Source organism: Pseudomonas sp. BAY1663 (assembly GCF_000582595.1).
Taxonomy (GTDB): Bacteria; Pseudomonadota; Gammaproteobacteria; order Pseudomonadales; family Pseudomonadaceae; genus Stutzerimonas; species Stutzerimonas stutzeri_AF.
The window spans coordinates 1-15,137 of sequence record NZ_AZSV01000098.1 but is presented as its reverse complement, the minus strand read 5'-3'; the positions used below and the strand labels follow the sequence as shown (position 1 = coordinate 15,137).

Genomic DNA, 15,137 nt, shown 5'->3' with positions numbered 1-15,137 from the left:
GGCGGCGGCCGCTGCCGCGCAGCTGTTCATCGGCGGCGAAATGGGCATCGGCAATACCACCTGCGCCAGCGCGCTGGCCGCGGTGCTGCTGCCGCGCTCGCCGCTGCTGCTGGTCGGACCGGGTACCGGGCTGGATGCCGACGGCCTGCAGCGCAAGCTGCAGGTGATCCAGGCCGCGCTGGCGCTGCATGGCGCGCATTGCCATGAGCGCTGGAAGCCTTGCGCCGTCTCGGCGGTTTCGAGGTGGCGGCGCTGGCGGGGGCCTATCTCGGCTGTGCCCAGGCCGGCGTCCCGGCGTTGGTGGACGGCTTCATCTGCAGCGTCGCCGCGCTCTGCGCGACACGCTTGAACCCCGACTGTCGCGCCTGGCTGATCTTCGCCCATCGCTCCGCCGAACCCGGCCACCTGGCGGTACTCGACGACATGGGCGCCGAACCGCTGCTCGACCTCGGCCTGCGCCTGGGCGAGGGCAGCGGCGCGGCGCTGGCGGTGCCGCTGCTGCAACAGGCCTGCGCGCTGCACGACGGGATGGCGACCTTCGCCGAGGCGGCGGTTTCGGACCGGCCGGCATGAGCGCGCGCATCGATCTGCTGCGCCACGGCGAAACCGAGCGCGGTGGCGGCTTTCGTGGCAGCCTCGACGATGCCTTGACTGACCGCGGCTGGCAGCAAATGCGCGAGGCGGTGGACGGCGCCGGCCCCTGGGACGCGCTGATCAGCTCGCCCTTGCAGCGTTGCGCCGCCTTCGCCCGGGAACTGGCCGGGCGCCGCGGGCTGCCGCTGTACCTGGAAGCCGACCTGCGCGAGCTGCATTTCGGCGACTGGGAAGGGCGCAGTGCCGCCGAGCTGATGCAGGCCAGCGCCGAGGCGCTGGGGCGTTTCTGGGCCGATCCTTACGGCTGCACCCCGCCTGGCGGCGAGCCGCTGGCGGACTTCGAGCGGCGGGTACTGACTGCCCTGCTGCGCCTGCAGCGCCGCTTCGCCGGCCAGCGCCTGCTGCTGATCGGCCATGCCGGGGTGATGCGCCTGCTGCTGGCACGGCAACGGGGCCTGCCGCGCGCACGCTTGCTGGAGGTGACGGTGGCGCATGGCGAGCTGCTGCCGCTGGCCCGCTTGCGGCCATGCCCGTATGGCGAGCACGGCGGCAACGCCTGAACGGGAACCGACATGCTGCCGCTATTGATCGCCCTGCAGTTTCTCACCAGCCTGCCGATCCGCCTGCCCGCGCTGCCCACGCCGTTGCAGCAGGGGCGCTCGCTGCTCTACTACCCGCTGGTCGGGGCTTTGCTGGGGGCGCTGCTCTGGCTCGGTGCCATCCTGCTGGCAGGCGTGCCGCCGCTGTTGCAGGCAGCCTTGCTGCTGACGCTCTGGGTGGCCCTGAGCGGCGCCCTGCACCTCGATGGCCTGGCCGACAGCGCCGATGCCTGGCTCGGCGGTTTCGGCGACCGCGAGCGCACCCTGGCGATCATGAAGGACCCGCGCAGCGGTCCGGTCGCCGTGGTGGTGCTGGTACTGGTGCTGTTGCTCAAGTTCGCCGCATTGCTGGCGCTGCTGCAGGCCCAGCAATACCTGGCCCTGCTGCTGGCGCCCATGCTGGGACGCGCGGCGCTGCCGGCGCTGTTCCTCACCACGGCCTACGTGCGGCCCAATGGCCTCGGCCAGGCAATGGCGGCGAATCTGCCGCGGCGCTGGGCGCGCGGCGTGCTGGCAGCGGCCGCCCTCGGTTGCCTGCCGTTCGGTGAATCCGGGCTGGTTGCCCTGCTGATGGCCGTGGCGACGTTCTTCCTCGCGCGCCGCGCCATGCTCCGCCGCCTCGGCGGCACCACCGGCGACACCGCCGGCGCGCTGCTCGAGCTGGTGGAGTGCGCGGTGCTGGTGGGGCTGGCGCTGCAGGTGGGGTGGTAGGTTGGGCTGGCTTTGAGTTCGGCGTGTCATGTTGGGCTTCGTCGCTATGCTCCTCGACCCAACCTACCAGGCTGGACCCTGTGGGAGGCCCGACCTCGGGGCGATACAGGCCGCAGGCCTGCCGGCCGCGCAAAGGCACGCCATCGGTCTTTTCACGCCCCGGCGATCATCTTCGCCGCGGCACGCTCAGCCTGCGCTCGCCCCGGTCTAGCTTTCCGCCGCGAGGGCGGCATCGAGCTGTGCCGCCAGGCTGCCGTCGGCTTCCAGGCCGAGGATGATGTCGCAACCGCCGACCAGCTCGCCGCGCAGGAACAGCTGCGGGTAGGTCGGCCACTGTGAGATCTTCGGCAGCTTCTCGCGGATATGCGGTGCCAGCAGCACGTTGACCGTGGCGAACGGCCGGCCGCTGTTCTTCAGTGCCGCCACCGCGGCGCGGGAGAAACCGCACTCCGGCGCTTCCGGCGTGCCCTTCATGTACAGCAGCACCGGATGCTCGGCGAGTTGCTGGCGGATGCGTGCTTCGGTATCGAGAACGTGCATGCGTTCACTCCATCGCCAGCGCGTAGCGGGCGCTGTAGGCGCCGGGGGTGGCATGGGCCCGTTGCGGGCGAGCCTTCCAGGCCTCGTAGCCGCCGTCCAGGCTGTAGCAGTTGATGAAGCCGAAGTCGCTGAACAGCTGTGCCATGTCGCGGCTGGCATGGCCGTGCTCGCAACAGATGATCAGGTGGACATGATTCGGCGTGCTCTTGAGCAGCGTGCGCAGGTTCAGCTCGCTGAGGCGGGTGGCGCGCGGGTCGTGACCCTGGCAGTAGGCGCGGGCATCGCGCATGTCCAGCAGCATGGTGTTTTCGGTCGCCAGCAGCCGCTGGGCCTGCTCGACGCTGATGCGTTGGTAGTCGCTCATTGCTCTTCTCCAAAACAATCGTGATAGGTCGGGCAGGTTTCACAAGAAGGGGAGCGGCAGACGTAGCCGCCGTCCTGTTCGCATAGTTGTTTGTAGAGGAATTTCTTCCAGCGCATGTCCTGGGTGTTGCGCCGGGCCAGCTGCGGGAAGTTGTGCATCAGCAGCGCGTACAGCTGTGCCCGTGAGGCCAGGCCGAGGTCGCGCCACAGGTGTTCGCCACCGAGGCAGGCGGCGGCGACGATGGCGGCCATCGCCGGCTCGCCGTGGTCGTCCTGGCCGCCCAGCAGCAGGTCGTGCAGCGCCTGCCATTCTTCCCGGCGCAGCGCCAGCAACTCTTCGCGCAGGGCGTCGCGTTCGCCGAGCAAGGCCTCGTCGGCGCTACGGGATGGTGGCCGCAGCCCATGGCGCGCCAGGAGCCCGGCGTATTGCACGGCGTCGAGCCCGAGGTACTGCGGCAGGCAGCTGCGGCCTTCGCGCTGGGCGCGGATGATCTGCGCCAGCCAGGCCGGGTTGTCGTCGGCCGCGACTTCCAGGCACAGCGCGGCCCGACTCATTGCGGCGCGCTCGCGGCGGGGCGGCAGCCGAGCGCCGAGCTGGTGCCCAGCGAACAGCCGCTGATGCTCGGTGCCAGCGCTGGCAGCCGGCCTTTGCACGGCAGCCAGGCATTGATGCCGACCAGGTCGAAGTCGACCATGTAGTGCATACCGCAGCGGATCAGCGGGCGGCGGATCAACAGCGGCTGGGCCACCATCAGCTCCAGTGCCTGTTCGGCGCTCAGTTCGCTGACATCCAGCTCGCCGTACTTGATCGCCGGGGCCGACGGGTTGAACCACTCGGCCACCGGCAGCCGGCCGAAGAACGGCCGCAGGCGTTCCGGCGTCCAGGCCTCGCGCAGCAGGTCGCGCACTTCCAGCTCGATGCCCGCCGAACGCAGCAGCTCCTTCTGCAGGCGGTTGGTGGCGCAACCGGGCTTCTCGTAGAAGATGATGCAGGACATGGCAACCTCCTCAACGGGCCTGGATGGTACGCATGGCCTCGGCCAGCCGCTCCGGCGGAATGCCGGTCAGCGAGCCGGCCGGGTTGGCCGGGCTGCCGTCGGCGAGCAGGATCGCGCCTTCGATGGGGCAGATGCTCGCGCACTGTTGCTCGGCGTAGTCGCCATCGCATTCGGTGCACTTGTGCGCGCTGATGCGGAAGTACGCAGTGCCGGGGCTGATTGCCTCGCTCGGACAGACATCCACGCAGGCCCAGCAGTTGACGCAGGATTCGACGATTTGCAGTGCCATGCTCCACCTCCTCATGCCATCAGGCATTGCTCCGCTGCGCCCACCGACGCATCGAGACGGCCGTTGGCGATCATTTCCTGGTACACCGCCAGCACCGCTTCCTCGATGGGCTCCATGGCGTGCTCGCCATTGGGCTGGATGCCGGCGGCTTCCAGCTCGCCCCAGGGTTCGAAACCGATCTTCGAGCAGAGCACCGCCTCGCAGCCCTTGAGCGCGCGGATGCTGCCCGACAGCGCACTTTCCTTGTCGCCGCAGCTGTCGTTGCCGACGCAGTACTGCTCGACCTTGCGGTGGCCGATGAAGCGCACCCCGGCCGGCGAGGCCTCGTAGACGAGGAATTCGCGGGCATGGCCGAAGTGCTGGTTGACCAGGCCGCCGCCGCTGGTGGCCACGGCCATCAGTACCGGGCGATGGCCCTTGTCCACTGTGCCGGTGAGCTGCGCAGCGCTGGGGGTGGCCAGGCGCGCCTTCTTCGCCGCGCGTTCGTCCAGCTCCTCCTTGATCGCCGCGTGGATGGCGGCGCGCTTGACCATCGCCGCCTCGTAGTCGACGTCCATGCTCTCGATCTTGTCGAGGGTGAACTCGTCGCCGCGGTCCTCGCCGAGCAGGCCCACCGCGTCGGCGCGGCACTGGCGGCAGTGGCGCATCATGTTCATGTCGCCGGCACAGGCGTCCTGCAGGTCCTGCAGTTCCTCCGGCTCCGGGCTGCGCTGGCCCATCACGCCATAGAAGGTGCCGTGCTCGGCCTCGGCGATCAGCGGCATGACGTTGTGCAGGAAGGCGCCCTTGGCCTTGACGATGCGGCTGACCTCTTTCAGGTGCTCATCGTTGACGCCGGGGATCAGCACCGAGTTGACCTTCACCAGGATGCCACGCTCGACCAGCATCTCCAGGCCCTTCTGCTGCCGTTCGATGAGGATCTTGGCCGCCTTGCGCCCACGGATGCGCTTGTTGTTCCAGTAGATCCAGGGGTAGATCTCGGCGCCGATGTCCGGGTCCACGCAGTTGATGGTGATGGTCACGTGGTCGATGTTGTGCTTGGCCAGCTCGTCGACGCAGTCGGGCAGGGCCAGGCCGTTGGTGGAGACGCACAGCTTGATGTCCGGCGCCTGCTCGGACAGCATGCGAAAGGTCTCGAAGGTGCGCTGCGGGTTGGCCAGCGGGTCGCCCGGGCCGGCGATGCCGAGCACGGTCATCTGCGGGATGGTCGCCGCCACCGCCTTGACCTTCTTCACCGCTTGCACCGGCTCCAGCAGCTCGGACACCACGCCCGGGCGCGATTCGTTGGCGCAGTCGTACTTGCGGTTGCAGTAGTGGCACTGGATGTTGCAGGCCGGCGCCACCGCCACATGCATGCGCGCGAAGTAGTGGTGCGCCTCCTCGGAGTAGCAGGGGTGGTTGTGCACTTTCTCGCGGATGTGCTCGGGCAGGTGCGCGAGCTGGTCATCCGAGCTGCCACAGGAACCCGCTGAACAACCGCCCCCGGCGGTTGGCCCGGCCTCGCTCTGGCCCAGTACGTTCAGTTCCATGTTCGGTCTCCGAATAGAGGTCTGTCCCCGGTACCTGCAGCAAGGCTTGTGCCTGTTTTCAAATCATTGTTTCAGAACGAATTTTTCAGAAAGCGGGCGGAATTCGTTGTTTCGCAACGAACAAAGTGGCGGGGCCGGGCGGGGCGGCTGTCGCAAAGGCGACAAGCTGCGCACGCCCGGTTCCCGGGCTGTCGCGACCCGGTGCTCCAGACGATTGCGCATGGCGGGCCGCGATCCGCACCAGCGCCCCGGCCCGCTGGTGCCGGGCTACTCCTCGAGGCGCCCGCTGGCGTCGCGATCGCGCACGTAATGGTGGGTGAGCGGAAACGCCGGCAGCCAGGACTCGCGGCGGACGGTCCAGAGCTCGTAGGTGGGCATCAGCTGGTCGGGGGCATCCAGGGCTCCCAGGCTCACTTCGATTTCGTCCGCGGTGCGCGCGAAGACGGACGAGCCGCAGCGGGGACAGAAGAACCGCCCGGCGTAGTCGCGTGTCTCGCCCGTGACCGTCACCGCCGTCTGGGGGAATATCGCCGAGGCGTGGAACAGGGCCCCGTGATGCTTGCGGCAGTCGAGGCAATGGCAAAGGCCGACCCGGTATGGGCGGCCCGACGCCACGATGCGGACGTCGCCGCACAGGCAACCACCAGTGAATCGCGCCATGTTGCATCTCCTCTGGGCCAGGCGGTACGGGCTTTCCCGGAGCGGGAGCCGCGTGCTTGCCGGACTCATGAAAATAGCAGCTCACGGCTCGAACGGGGCGGCCTCGGCCACGTGCCATGGCAGTACGTCGGCTACCCGGAAGGGCTGGGCGTCGGCGACTAGAATGCCCCTGTCGCCCACCATTTCGGAGAACCCAGATGATCAGCAAGAACACCATTTGCCTCTGGTACGACGGCGCGGCTCTGGAGGCTGCAAGGTTCTATGCCGAGACGTTTCCGGACAGCGCGGTAGGCGCTGTGCTGCACGCGCCCGGCGACTATCCGGCGGGCCATCAGGGCGACGTCCTGACGGTCGAGTTCACGGTGATGGGCATCCCCTGCCTGGGGCTGAACGGCGGGCCGGGGATCAAGCACAACGAGGCGTTCTCGTTCCAGGTGGCGACCGACGACCAGGCCGAAACGGACCGCTTGTGGAACGCCATCGTCGCAAACGGCGGCGAGGAGAACGTATGCGGCTGGTGCCGGGACAAGTGGGGGCTGTCGTGGCAGATCACGCCGCGTGTCCTGACGGAGGCGATCGCCCATCCCGATCGAGCCGCGGCCAAGCGTGCGTTCGACGCCATGATGACCATGAGAAAGATCGACGTCGCGGCGATCGAAGCGGCCCTGGCGGGCTGACCGGCGCGGCGCTGGCCGGTTCATCTCGCTCACGGCCGCCGGTCGATGATGGGCGCATGTTGCGCCATGAGTTCGGCGACCCAATCGATGAACACCCGCAGCTTGGCGCTGACGTGCCGGTTCGGCGGGAATGCCACGTACAGGGGCATCGGCTCGAGTTGCCAGTGTTCGAACAGGAGCACCAGTTCGCCGCGCGCCAAATGCTCCTTGGCCATGTAGTCCGGCAGCCAGAGGATGCCGAGGCCGGCCAGGCCGGCGGCGAGGTAGGCGTTGCCGTCGTCGACCGCGAGCACGTACTGGCCGAGCACCTCGACGCGTTCGCCGTTGCCGTGCATGGCGTAGGGAAAGACCTTGCCGGCGCGCGCCCAGAGGAAGCCGACGATGCGGTGGTGGGTGTTTTCCAGCTCGCGTGGGTGCCGGGGCGTGCCGGCGCGTTCCAGGTAGCCCGGCGCGGCGTAGACGCCGAGGCGCAGGTCGCCGACGCGGCGGGCCACCAGCGACTGGTCGGTGATGTCGCCGCCGCGCACCACGCAGTCGACGTTCTCGTCGATCAGGTCGACCCGACGATCGCTCACGCCCATGTCGAGCTGGATATCGGGGTAGCGTGCGTGGAAGGCCGGTAGCGCCGGCACCAGGATCATGCGCGCCAGCGGGCTGGGCACGTCCACCCGCAAGCGCCCCCGGGGCAAGGTCGAGGCGCCGGACAGGCTGGTCTCGGCATCGTCCATGTCGGCCAGCAGGCGCACCACGCGCTCGTAGTAGGCGGCACCGTCGGCGGTGACGTTGACCTTGCGCGTGGTGCGATTGAGCAGGCGGACACGCAGCCGCGCCTCCAGTTGCTGCACCAGCTGCGTGACGCTGGTCTTGCTCATGTGCAGGGTCTCGGCCGCCTTGGTGAAACTGCCGGTTTCCACCACGCGGGCGAAGGCCTGCATCGCATCGAAACGGTCCATCGCTGCTCCTGTTGCCCGTCGATTGTTTGGAATCTGCAAACAGTGTTGGCTGGGCTTGCGAGTTTATCCAGGCGCAGGGCAGGCCTACAGTCCCCTCCATGGTCAATCACGGCCGGTACGGCCCATCGATGGAGGAACTCTCATGGCCAAGCGTGACGTCGTTTTCCCAGCCGGGCGCCAGGCGCTCTACGAGCTCAATCGTTATTCGCCGGCGATCCGTTCCAACGGTTTCCTGTTCGTTTCCGGGCAGGTCGGCAGCCGCGAGGACGGCTCGCCCGAGCCGCAACTGGAGGCGCAGGTCCGGCGCGCCTTCGACAACCTGAACGCGATCCTGAAAGAAGCGGGCTGCACGTTCGACGATGTGGTCGACGTGACCCTCTTCATGGTCGACCCCGAGGCGATCTTCGAGCGGGCCTGGAAGGTGGTGTTGTCCGAGTATTGGGGCGAGGCGCCACACCCGACGGTGACCGCCGTGGGCGTGACCTGGCTCTATGGTTTCCAGTTCGAGGTCAAGGTGATCGCGAGGTTGCCGGAGGCAGGGTAAGCGTGGTGACCCCGGCGGTACCTCATCTGAAGAACTGGCTCGGCGTCGTACCGAACTGTTTCTTGAACATGGTGGCGAACGCACTCGGGCTGTCGTAGCCCAGGGCGCCCGCGACGTCGATGATCCGCTCCCCCACGGCGATGCGTTCCAGTGCCAGGAGCAGCCGGGCCTGCTGGCGCCAGCGGCCGAAGGTCATGCCGGTTTCCTTGCGGAACAGCCGCTGGATGGTCTTTTCATCGAGGTTCAGCCGCTCGCTCCAGTCCGCCAGCGTCGAGCCGTCGCCCGGATCGTTCTGCAAGGTCGAGCAGATCGTGCCGATCCGTCGATCGGCCGGCTGCGGCAGTTGCAGGGGCAAGGCCGGCAGGAGGCTGAGCTCGTCGAGGATCAGGCGCATGATCCTGGCCTCGCGCGAGTCGGGGGCGTAGGGCGCCCTGATGCCGATGGAGCTCTTGATCAGCTCGCTCAGCAGCGCGGAAATGCTCACGGCCCGGGTCTCGTGCGGCAGGTGCGGAACCGCGTCGGTGCGCACGAAGACGCTGCGCATCTTCAGCGAACCCACGCAGCGAATCGAGTGGACCTGCCCGCAGGGCATCCAGATGCCCCGGCTGGGCGGCACGGTCCACTGGCTCGATGCGGTGTGCACCACCATCACGCCTTCGATGGCGTAGATCAGCTGATGCTTGGCGTGGCAGTGCGGTTCGATGAACCAGCCTTCCGGGTAGTCGGTCGCGCTGCTCACGACGGCCCAGGGTGCTTCGTCCACTTCCGCCAGCAGTTTTTCCAATGGTCTGGGCATGATTTCCTTTTTCGCGAGGGTGTCTGCCTAAATCGAGCGAGACAGGCAATTTACCGGGTGCCTAGGATAGCGCCAGCGCTCAGACGGCACCTGCGAAGGCGGTCGAGCCATTGGTTGTTCCCATGTCCGGTCGTTTCAGCGACGCGTGCAGCCCCGAGCGCTGCCGTTCGCTGGTCGGCCCGGCGCCCCTCTTGCCTGTGCGGATGACATGCGATGTCCAGCAGTACCACCCCCTCGGTGACCGCCTCGGTCGCCAGCCAAGCCAGCCCCCTGGTGATGCGCGTGATCGGCGCCTGCGCCCTGGCGCACCTGATCAATGACCTGATCCAGGCGGTGCTGCCGTCGATCTATCCCGTGCTCAAGGCCAACTACGGCCTGAGCTTCACCCAGGTGGGCCTGATCACCTTGACGTTCCAGCTCACCGCCTCGCTGCTGCAGCCCTGGGTCGGTTACCACACCGACCGCCATCCCAAGCCCTGGTTGCTGCCCGCCGGCATGCTCTGCACCCTGATCGGCATCCTGCTGCTGGCCTTCGTCGGCTCCTTCGCCGCCATCCTCATGGCCTCGGCCCTGGTGGGGATCGGCTCCTCGACCTTCCACCCGGAGACCTCGCGCGTGGCACGCCTGGCCTCGGGTGGCCGCTATGGCCTGGCGCAGTCGACCTTTCAGGTCGGCGGCAACGCTGGCAGCGCCTTCGGCCCGCTGCTGGCGGCAGCATCGTCATTCCCTACGGGCAGGGCAGCGTCGCCTGGTTCGGCCTGTTCGCGGTGTTCGCGATCGGGGTGCTCTACGGGCTGAGCCGCTGGTATCGCAACCACCTGAACCTGTTCCGGCTCAAGCAGGGCGGCCAGGCCACCCATGGCCTTTCCAGGGGGCGGGTGCGCTTCGCCCTGGTGATACTGGCGCTGCTGGTGTTCTCCAAGTATTTCTACATGGCCAGCTTCACCAGCTACTTCACCTTCTACCTGATCGAGAAGTTCGGCCTGTCGGTGGCCAACTCCCAGCTCTACCTGTTCCTGTTCCTCGGCGCCGTCGCGGCGGGCACCTTCTTCGGCGGCCCCATCGGCGACAGGATCGGCCGCAAGAAGGTGATCTGGTTTTCCATCCTCGGCGTCGCGCCCTTCACGCTGACGCTGCCCTACGTCGATCTGTTCTGGACCGGCATCCTGAGCATGGTCATCGGCTTCGTGCTCGCCTCGGCGTTCTCCGCCATCGTGGTCTTCGCCCAGGAACTGGTGCCAGGCAACGTCGGCATGATCGCCGGGGTCTTCTTCGGCCTGATGTTCGGCTTCGGCGGTATCGGCGCCGCGCTGCTCGGCCACCTGGCGGATCTCCACGGCATCGAGTACGTGTACCGGCTGTGCGCCTACCTGCCGCTGCTCGGCATCCTGACGATCCTGCTGCCTTCCACCGGGCGCGCCTGAGGCGTTGTGTCGGCAATCCCGCTCGCTTCGGCAGGCTGAGCGCCGAAGCCTTCAGATCTTGCGCATGTGAATGTTCAGCGTCTGCACCCGGTAGGCGATCTGCCGCGGCGTCATGCCGAGCAGGCGGGCGGCCTTGGCCTGGACCCAGCCGGCCTGTTCCAGGGCGGCGATGACCCGTTCGCGGTCGTCGAGGCTGTCGTCGGCGAGGTCGACTTCGGGGACCGGCGCCAGCGGCGTGGCGTCGTGGTCGAGGCCGGTGAGCGAGACCACGTCGCGGCTGATGGTGCCGTCCTCGCTCATGATCGCCGAGCGCTCCAGGCAGTTTTCCAGTTCGCGCACGTTGCCCGGCCAGCGGTGGCTCATCAGCAGGCGCAGGGCGCTGTCGGTCAGCTTGAGCGGGCGGCCCTGCTGGCGGGCGATCTTGTCGAGGAGGAATTCGGCCAGTTCCGGGATGTCGGCGCTGCGCTCGCGCAGCGGCGGGACGCGGATGGCCATGACGTTGAGGCGGTAGTAGAGGTCCTCGCGGAACTTGCCTTGCTCCACCTCGTGCTCCAGGTCGCGGTTGGTGGCGGCGACGATACGTACGTTGACCCGCACCGTCTGGGTGCCGCCGACGCGCTCCAGCTCGCCTTCCTGCAGCACGCGCAGCAGCTTGGCCTGGAACATCGGTGAGATCTCGCCGATCTCGTCGAGGAACAGGGTGCCGCCATCGGCCTGTTCGAAGCGGCCCTTGCGCTGCTTCACGGCGCCTGTGAAAGCGCCTTTCTCGTGGCCGAACAGTTCCGATTCGAGCAGGGTTTCCGGTAGCGCGGCGCAGTTCAGACGTACCAGCGGCTGGTGCGCGCGCGGCGAGTTGTAGTGGATGGCGCTGGCGATCAGTTCCTTGCCGGTGCCGGATTCGCCGAGGATGAGCACGGTGCTGTTCCACTTGGCGACGCGCCGCACCTGGTCGAACACCCGCCGCATGGAGGCGGTGTGGCCCACCACCATGTTCTCGAAGCCATACTTGGCGCGGACTTCGCGGCGCAGTTCGTCGCGCTCGTCGGCCACTTCCTGGCCGTCCGCGATGTTCACCACCAGGCGCACGGTCTGCGCCAGCAGCCGCGCGACGATTTCCATCAGGCGGGTGCGTTCGGGCATCAGCTCGTCGGCGCGGCGGTCGGGCTGGGCCGCCAGCACGCCGATGGTGGTGCCGTCGACGGCCTTGATCGGCACGGCGATGAAGGGCAGGTCCATGTCGTACAGCGCCAGCCGGTCGAGAAAGCGCGGTTCGGCGTCGATGCGGCCGAGCACCACGCTGTTGCCATGCTTGAGGATGTTGCCGAACACCCCTTCGCCGATGCGGTAGCGGGTGCTTTCGCAGGCGCGCACCACCGCCTCGGAGTCGGTGTGCACGGCGCCGACCTGCAAGGTGCCGTTCTTCGGATCGCAGATGGAAACCAACCCGTGCAGCAGGCCGAGGTCTTCGTGCAGCACGGCGAGGATCTCGGCCAGCAGCTCCTCGATGGGCCGGCCGCGGTTGAGGATGCGGGCGATCTGCGCCAGGGCCTGGAGCTGGCAATCCAGCAGTTCGCTGCGGGTCGGGGCGACGGGGCGTTCGGCAAATGTGGCGTTCATGCGGCTCCCCCTGTCAGCTGGCCGAGAAGGGTAGTTCGACGACGATCCGGCAGCCCTGCTCGTAGCCGGTGTCGATATGCACCGTGCCGGCGTGCTCGGTGACGGTTTCCTGCACCATGGCCAGGCCCATGCCGCGGCCGGCCTTGTGCGGTGGCTTGGTGCTGAAGAAGGGTTCGAAAACCTTCAGCGCCAGCTCCGGCGCGATGCCCGGGCCGCTGTCGGCGATCTCCAGGCGCACCACGCGCTGGCCCTGGATGCGGGTGACGATCGACAGCGTGCGCGGGTTGTCCTGGTTCTGGCTCATGGCCTCGATGGCGTTTTCCAGCAATTGCTTGATCATGCTGCGCAGCCGGCCTTCGGCGCCCATCACCCAGGGCAGGCGCAGCGCCGGCTGCCAGTCGACGACGATGCCCTGGGCGAGCAACTGGTCGGTCATCAGGCTGACCACTTCGCGGATCAGCTGGTTGACGTTGACCGGCACGCAGCTGCCGACCTGGCGCAGCGGGATCGAGCCGCTGAGGCTTTCCAGCGCATCCATGCCGGCCTGGCTGGCTTCGCGCATGGCGCTGAGTACCGGATCGCCTTCGGCGCTGTCGCCCAGGCGCCGTTCGAGCATGCGCAGCGCCGCGCTGATCAGGTTGACCGGCCCCTGCAGGCGGTGGATGGCGCCGTTGAAGGTCTCGCGCATGCCGTCGAGCAGTTCTTCCTCGGCCATCAGCACCTTCAGGGCGTTGAGCTGGGAAGCCTGCTGCTGCTGGCGCAGCGCGGTGATGTCGTTGACCGTGAGCAGCAGGTAGTTTTCCTCGCCCGGGTCGAAGAAGTCGTCGGCGTGCTCGCCCTCGATGCGGATGGCGCGGCCGTGGCAGGAAAACCAGCGCGGCGTGCGGCCGCCGAGGTCGAAGGTGACTTCCTTGCCGGTGAAGGCCTGGCCTTGCAGCTTCAGCGCTTCGATGGCGCCGCCGAGGTTCTCCTCGAGCAGGTTCACCAGCTGGCTGGGCGTGGATTGCTCGCCGAGTTCGGCGGCCAGGCGGTTGAAGCTGGGATTGGCCAGGCGGATCTGCCGGGCGTGATCGAGCACCACGATGGCGGCCGGTGCGCTGTCGACCACGGCCTCGATGATCAGGCGCTGGTTGCTGACGCGCTGCTCGAGCTTGTGCTGGTCGCTGCTGTCGCGGTGCATGCCCAGGTAGTAGACGGTCTGCTCGTGCTCGTCGAGCACCGGTGCCACGGTCAGCTCGGCGAGGTAGCGGCTGTCGTCCTTGCGCCGGTTGACCAGCATCCCGGACCAGGCCTTCTTCTGTGCCAGGCGGCTCCAGAGCGCCTGGTAGACCAGCCGCGGCGTGGTGCCGTTGGACAGTACCGATTCGTTCTTGCCGATCACCTCGCGGCTGTCGTAGCCGGTGATGCTGCTGAAGGCGCGGTTGGCATAGAGGATGTTGGCCTTCAGGTCGGTGATGGAGATGGCGATTGGCGCGTGCTCCACAGCCTGCTGGAACACCTCGGGCGCCAATCCGTCGGACGCGGTGGATTGCCCCGCATCCAGGTCGGAGGTGGCCTGGGTCATGTGCAGTTCCTCATCGATGCGGCGAAGCCGGTGTCTGTGCGCCGGTATCCGCGGCAAAGCCATACGGTAAATGGGGTTTTGCAAAGGGCGTGCCGCTGAGCGCCGCCGGCGTCGACGGGGCTGGGAGGCCCTGAACGCGTGATGGCGGCGGATTTTCACCCGCCGATTGCCGCCCGAGCTGTTGCAAATCCCACAGGGAGGCGCGTGCGTCCCCGGCGGGCTGTCGCAAACCCCACAAAGCCCGTCAGACGGCGCCTTTGCCGGTGGGGCGCTATCGCATCATTCATTGATCTGCATCAACGAATTCCGGGCTCTTTGGGCGCCGTCGGCGCTCTGGCTGGGCGTGGCATGCTTGATGCAAAACCCCTCGCAACGAGGCCTTTGCCCGACAACGGTGCAAGCGCTGCCAATAGGCTGGGAGGGGTTATGGAATATGCGCTGTTTCTGATCGGCACCGTGCTGGTCAACAACGTAGTGCTGGTCTACTTCCTCGGCCTGTGCCCGTTCATGGGTGTCTCCGGCAAGCTCGACCCCTCGCTGGGCATGGGCCTGGCGACGACCCTGGTGATGACCCTGGGCGGCATCAGCAGCTGGCTGCTCGAACACTACGTGCTGCAGCCGCTGGGCATCGGCTTTTTGCGCATCCTCTCCTACATCCTGGTGATCGCCGGCCTGGTGCAGCTGATCGAGATGATCATCCGCAAGGTCAGCCCGCCGCTGTATCGCTCGCTGGGCATCTACCTGCCGCTGATCACCACCAACTGCGCCGTGCTGGGCGTGCCGCTGATCAGCGTGCGCGAAGGCCACGGGCTGGCCGAGGCGGGGCTGTTCGGCCTGGGTTCGGCGCTGGGCTTCACCCTGGTCATGGTGATCTTCGCCGGTTTGCGCGAACGCCTGGCGCTGGCCAGCGTGCCGGCGGCCTTCGCCGGCGCGCCGATCGCTTTCGTCACCGCCGGGTTGCTGGCGATGGCTTTCATGGGCTTCGCCGGCCTGATCTGAAACGCACGCCGCCGGCGAGGCTGGCGAAGGAGGAGCAATGCTGGGCGCAATTCTGGTTCTTGCACTGATGGGCCTGCTGCTGGGCGGCGGCCTCGGCCTGGCGGCGCGCTACCTGGCGGTTTCGCAGGAGAACCCGCTGATCAAGGAAATCGAGGCGCTGCTGCCCGGCAGCCAGTGCGGGCAATGCGGCTACCCGGGTTGCAGTGCGGCGGCCGACGCCCTGGTCGAGGGCAGCGCCGCGGTCACCTGCTGCCCGCCCGGCGGTGCCGCGCTGGCCGAG

General features: G+C 67.8%; 17 protein-coding genes and 2 pseudogenes. 8 read left to right on the top strand and 11 right to left on the bottom strand.

Annotated features, from left to right (window positions below; all coding sequences use genetic code 11):
* From BAY1663_RS19735 to BAY1663_RS19725, 3 genes and pseudogenes are all read left to right on the top strand, one after another.
* A pseudogene (locus BAY1663_RS19735) lies at positions 1–573 on the top strand (nicotinate-nucleotide--dimethylbenzimidazole phosphoribosyltransferase); the annotation flags it as partial.
* Entirely contained in the window at positions 570–1,154 is a 585-nt protein-coding gene (gene cobC / locus BAY1663_RS19730; RefSeq protein WP_037044077.1) for an alpha-ribazole phosphatase family protein, read from the top strand. The pseudogene BAY1663_RS19735 and the gene cobC, both read left to right, overlap by 4 nt.
* 12 nt (positions 1,155–1,166) lie before the next feature.
* On the top strand, positions 1,167–1,904 hold the full coding sequence (locus BAY1663_RS19725; protein ID WP_037044073.1) for an adenosylcobinamide-GDP ribazoletransferase: 738 nt from the start codon (positions 1,167–1,169) through the stop codon (positions 1,902–1,904).
* Positions 1,905–2,111: 207 nt separating this feature from the next.
* On the opposite strand, the gene grxD is transcribed toward BAY1663_RS19725, so the two are convergent.
* The 7 genes from grxD to BAY1663_RS19690 form a co-directional block, all read right to left on the bottom strand.
* A complete protein-coding gene (gene grxD, locus BAY1663_RS19720) occupies positions 2,112–2,444 on the bottom strand; it encodes a Grx4 family monothiol glutaredoxin (RefSeq protein WP_037044071.1) in 333 nt (110 codons plus the stop codon).
* A gap of 4 nt (positions 2,445–2,448) precedes the next feature.
* Entirely contained in the window at positions 2,449–2,808 is a 360-nt protein-coding gene (locus tag BAY1663_RS19715) for a thiosulfate sulfurtransferase GlpE (RefSeq protein WP_037044068.1), read from the bottom strand.
* Positions 2,805–3,362 carry a nitrogen fixation protein NifQ gene (locus BAY1663_RS19710; RefSeq protein ID WP_037044066.1) on the bottom strand — a complete coding sequence of 186 codons (558 nt, stop codon included), beginning with the start codon at positions 3,360–3,362 and terminating at the stop codon, positions 2,805–2,807. Before BAY1663_RS19710 ends, BAY1663_RS19715 begins: the two co-directional genes overlap by 4 nt.
* Positions 3,359–3,805: an ArsC/Spx/MgsR family protein gene (locus BAY1663_RS19705; protein WP_037044063.1), complete on the bottom strand. Its 447-nt coding sequence runs from the start codon at positions 3,803–3,805 to the stop codon at positions 3,359–3,361. Before BAY1663_RS19705 ends, BAY1663_RS19710 begins: the two co-directional genes overlap by 4 nt.
* A 10-nt stretch (positions 3,806–3,815) precedes the next feature.
* A complete protein-coding gene (locus BAY1663_RS19700) occupies positions 3,816–4,094 on the bottom strand; it encodes a 4Fe-4S binding protein (RefSeq protein WP_014596147.1) in 279 nt (92 codons plus the stop codon).
* An 11-nt stretch (positions 4,095–4,105) separates the two neighbouring features.
* Positions 4,106–5,623: a nitrogenase cofactor biosynthesis protein NifB gene (nifB, locus tag BAY1663_RS19695; protein WP_020307274.1), complete on the bottom strand. Its 1,518-nt coding sequence runs from the start codon at positions 5,621–5,623 to the stop codon at positions 4,106–4,108.
* A gap of 267 nt (positions 5,624–5,890) precedes the next feature.
* Positions 5,891–6,283, bottom strand: coding sequence for a GFA family protein (locus tag BAY1663_RS19690; RefSeq protein ID WP_020307275.1), 393 nt, complete (start codon positions 6,281–6,283; stop codon positions 5,891–5,893).
* Positions 6,284–6,480: 197 nt separating this feature from the next.
* Between BAY1663_RS19690 and BAY1663_RS19685 the strand changes: the two genes are divergently transcribed.
* Positions 6,481–6,960 (top strand): VOC family protein, encoded by a 480-nt coding sequence (locus tag BAY1663_RS19685; RefSeq protein ID WP_011912486.1) that lies wholly within the window; start codon positions 6,481–6,483, stop codon positions 6,958–6,960.
* 29 nt (positions 6,961–6,989) lie between these two features.
* On the opposite strand, the gene BAY1663_RS19680 is transcribed toward BAY1663_RS19685, so the two are convergent.
* Positions 6,990–7,913: a LysR family transcriptional regulator gene (locus BAY1663_RS19680; RefSeq protein WP_011912487.1), complete on the bottom strand. Its 924-nt coding sequence runs from the start codon at positions 7,911–7,913 to the stop codon at positions 6,990–6,992.
* Between the two features lie 142 nt (positions 7,914–8,055).
* Here BAY1663_RS19680 and BAY1663_RS19675 point away from each other — a divergent pair, with 142 nt between their 5' ends.
* Positions 8,056–8,457: a RidA family protein gene (locus tag BAY1663_RS19675; RefSeq protein WP_014596151.1), complete on the top strand. Its 402-nt coding sequence runs from the start codon at positions 8,056–8,058 to the stop codon at positions 8,455–8,457.
* 22 nt (positions 8,458–8,479) lie between these two features.
* Here BAY1663_RS19675 and BAY1663_RS19670 read toward each other — a convergent pair whose 3' ends face one another.
* Positions 8,480–9,253, bottom strand: a complete 774-nt coding sequence (locus BAY1663_RS19670) for a helix-turn-helix domain-containing protein (protein WP_014596152.1) — start codon at positions 9,251–9,253, stop codon at positions 8,480–8,482.
* Between the two features lie 213 nt (positions 9,254–9,466).
* On the opposite strand from BAY1663_RS19670, the pseudogene BAY1663_RS19665 reads away from it, so the two are divergent.
* Positions 9,467–10,677: pseudogene (locus BAY1663_RS19665) on the top strand (MFS transporter).
* 51 nt (positions 10,678–10,728) lie between these two features.
* Here BAY1663_RS19665 and nifA read toward each other — a convergent pair.
* Complete coding sequence (gene nifA, locus BAY1663_RS19660; RefSeq protein WP_037044054.1) at positions 10,729–12,294, bottom strand: nif-specific transcriptional activator NifA; 1,566 nt, start codon at positions 12,292–12,294, stop codon at positions 10,729–10,731.
* A gap of 13 nt (positions 12,295–12,307) precedes the next feature.
* Positions 12,308–13,858 (bottom strand): nitrogen fixation negative regulator NifL, encoded by a 1,551-nt coding sequence (nifL, locus tag BAY1663_RS19655; protein ID WP_051497189.1) that lies wholly within the window; start codon positions 13,856–13,858, stop codon positions 12,308–12,310.
* A 426-nt stretch (positions 13,859–14,284) separates the two neighbouring features.
* Between nifL and rsxA the strand changes: the two genes are divergently transcribed.
* A complete protein-coding gene (gene rsxA / locus BAY1663_RS19650) occupies positions 14,285–14,857 on the top strand; it encodes an electron transport complex subunit RsxA (protein WP_037044052.1) in 573 nt (190 codons plus the stop codon).
* A 37-nt stretch (positions 14,858–14,894) separates the two neighbouring features.
* The coding region (locus BAY1663_RS19645) for an RnfABCDGE type electron transport complex subunit B (RefSeq protein ID WP_037044080.1) at positions 14,895–15,137 on the top strand (243 nt) is incomplete at its 3' end.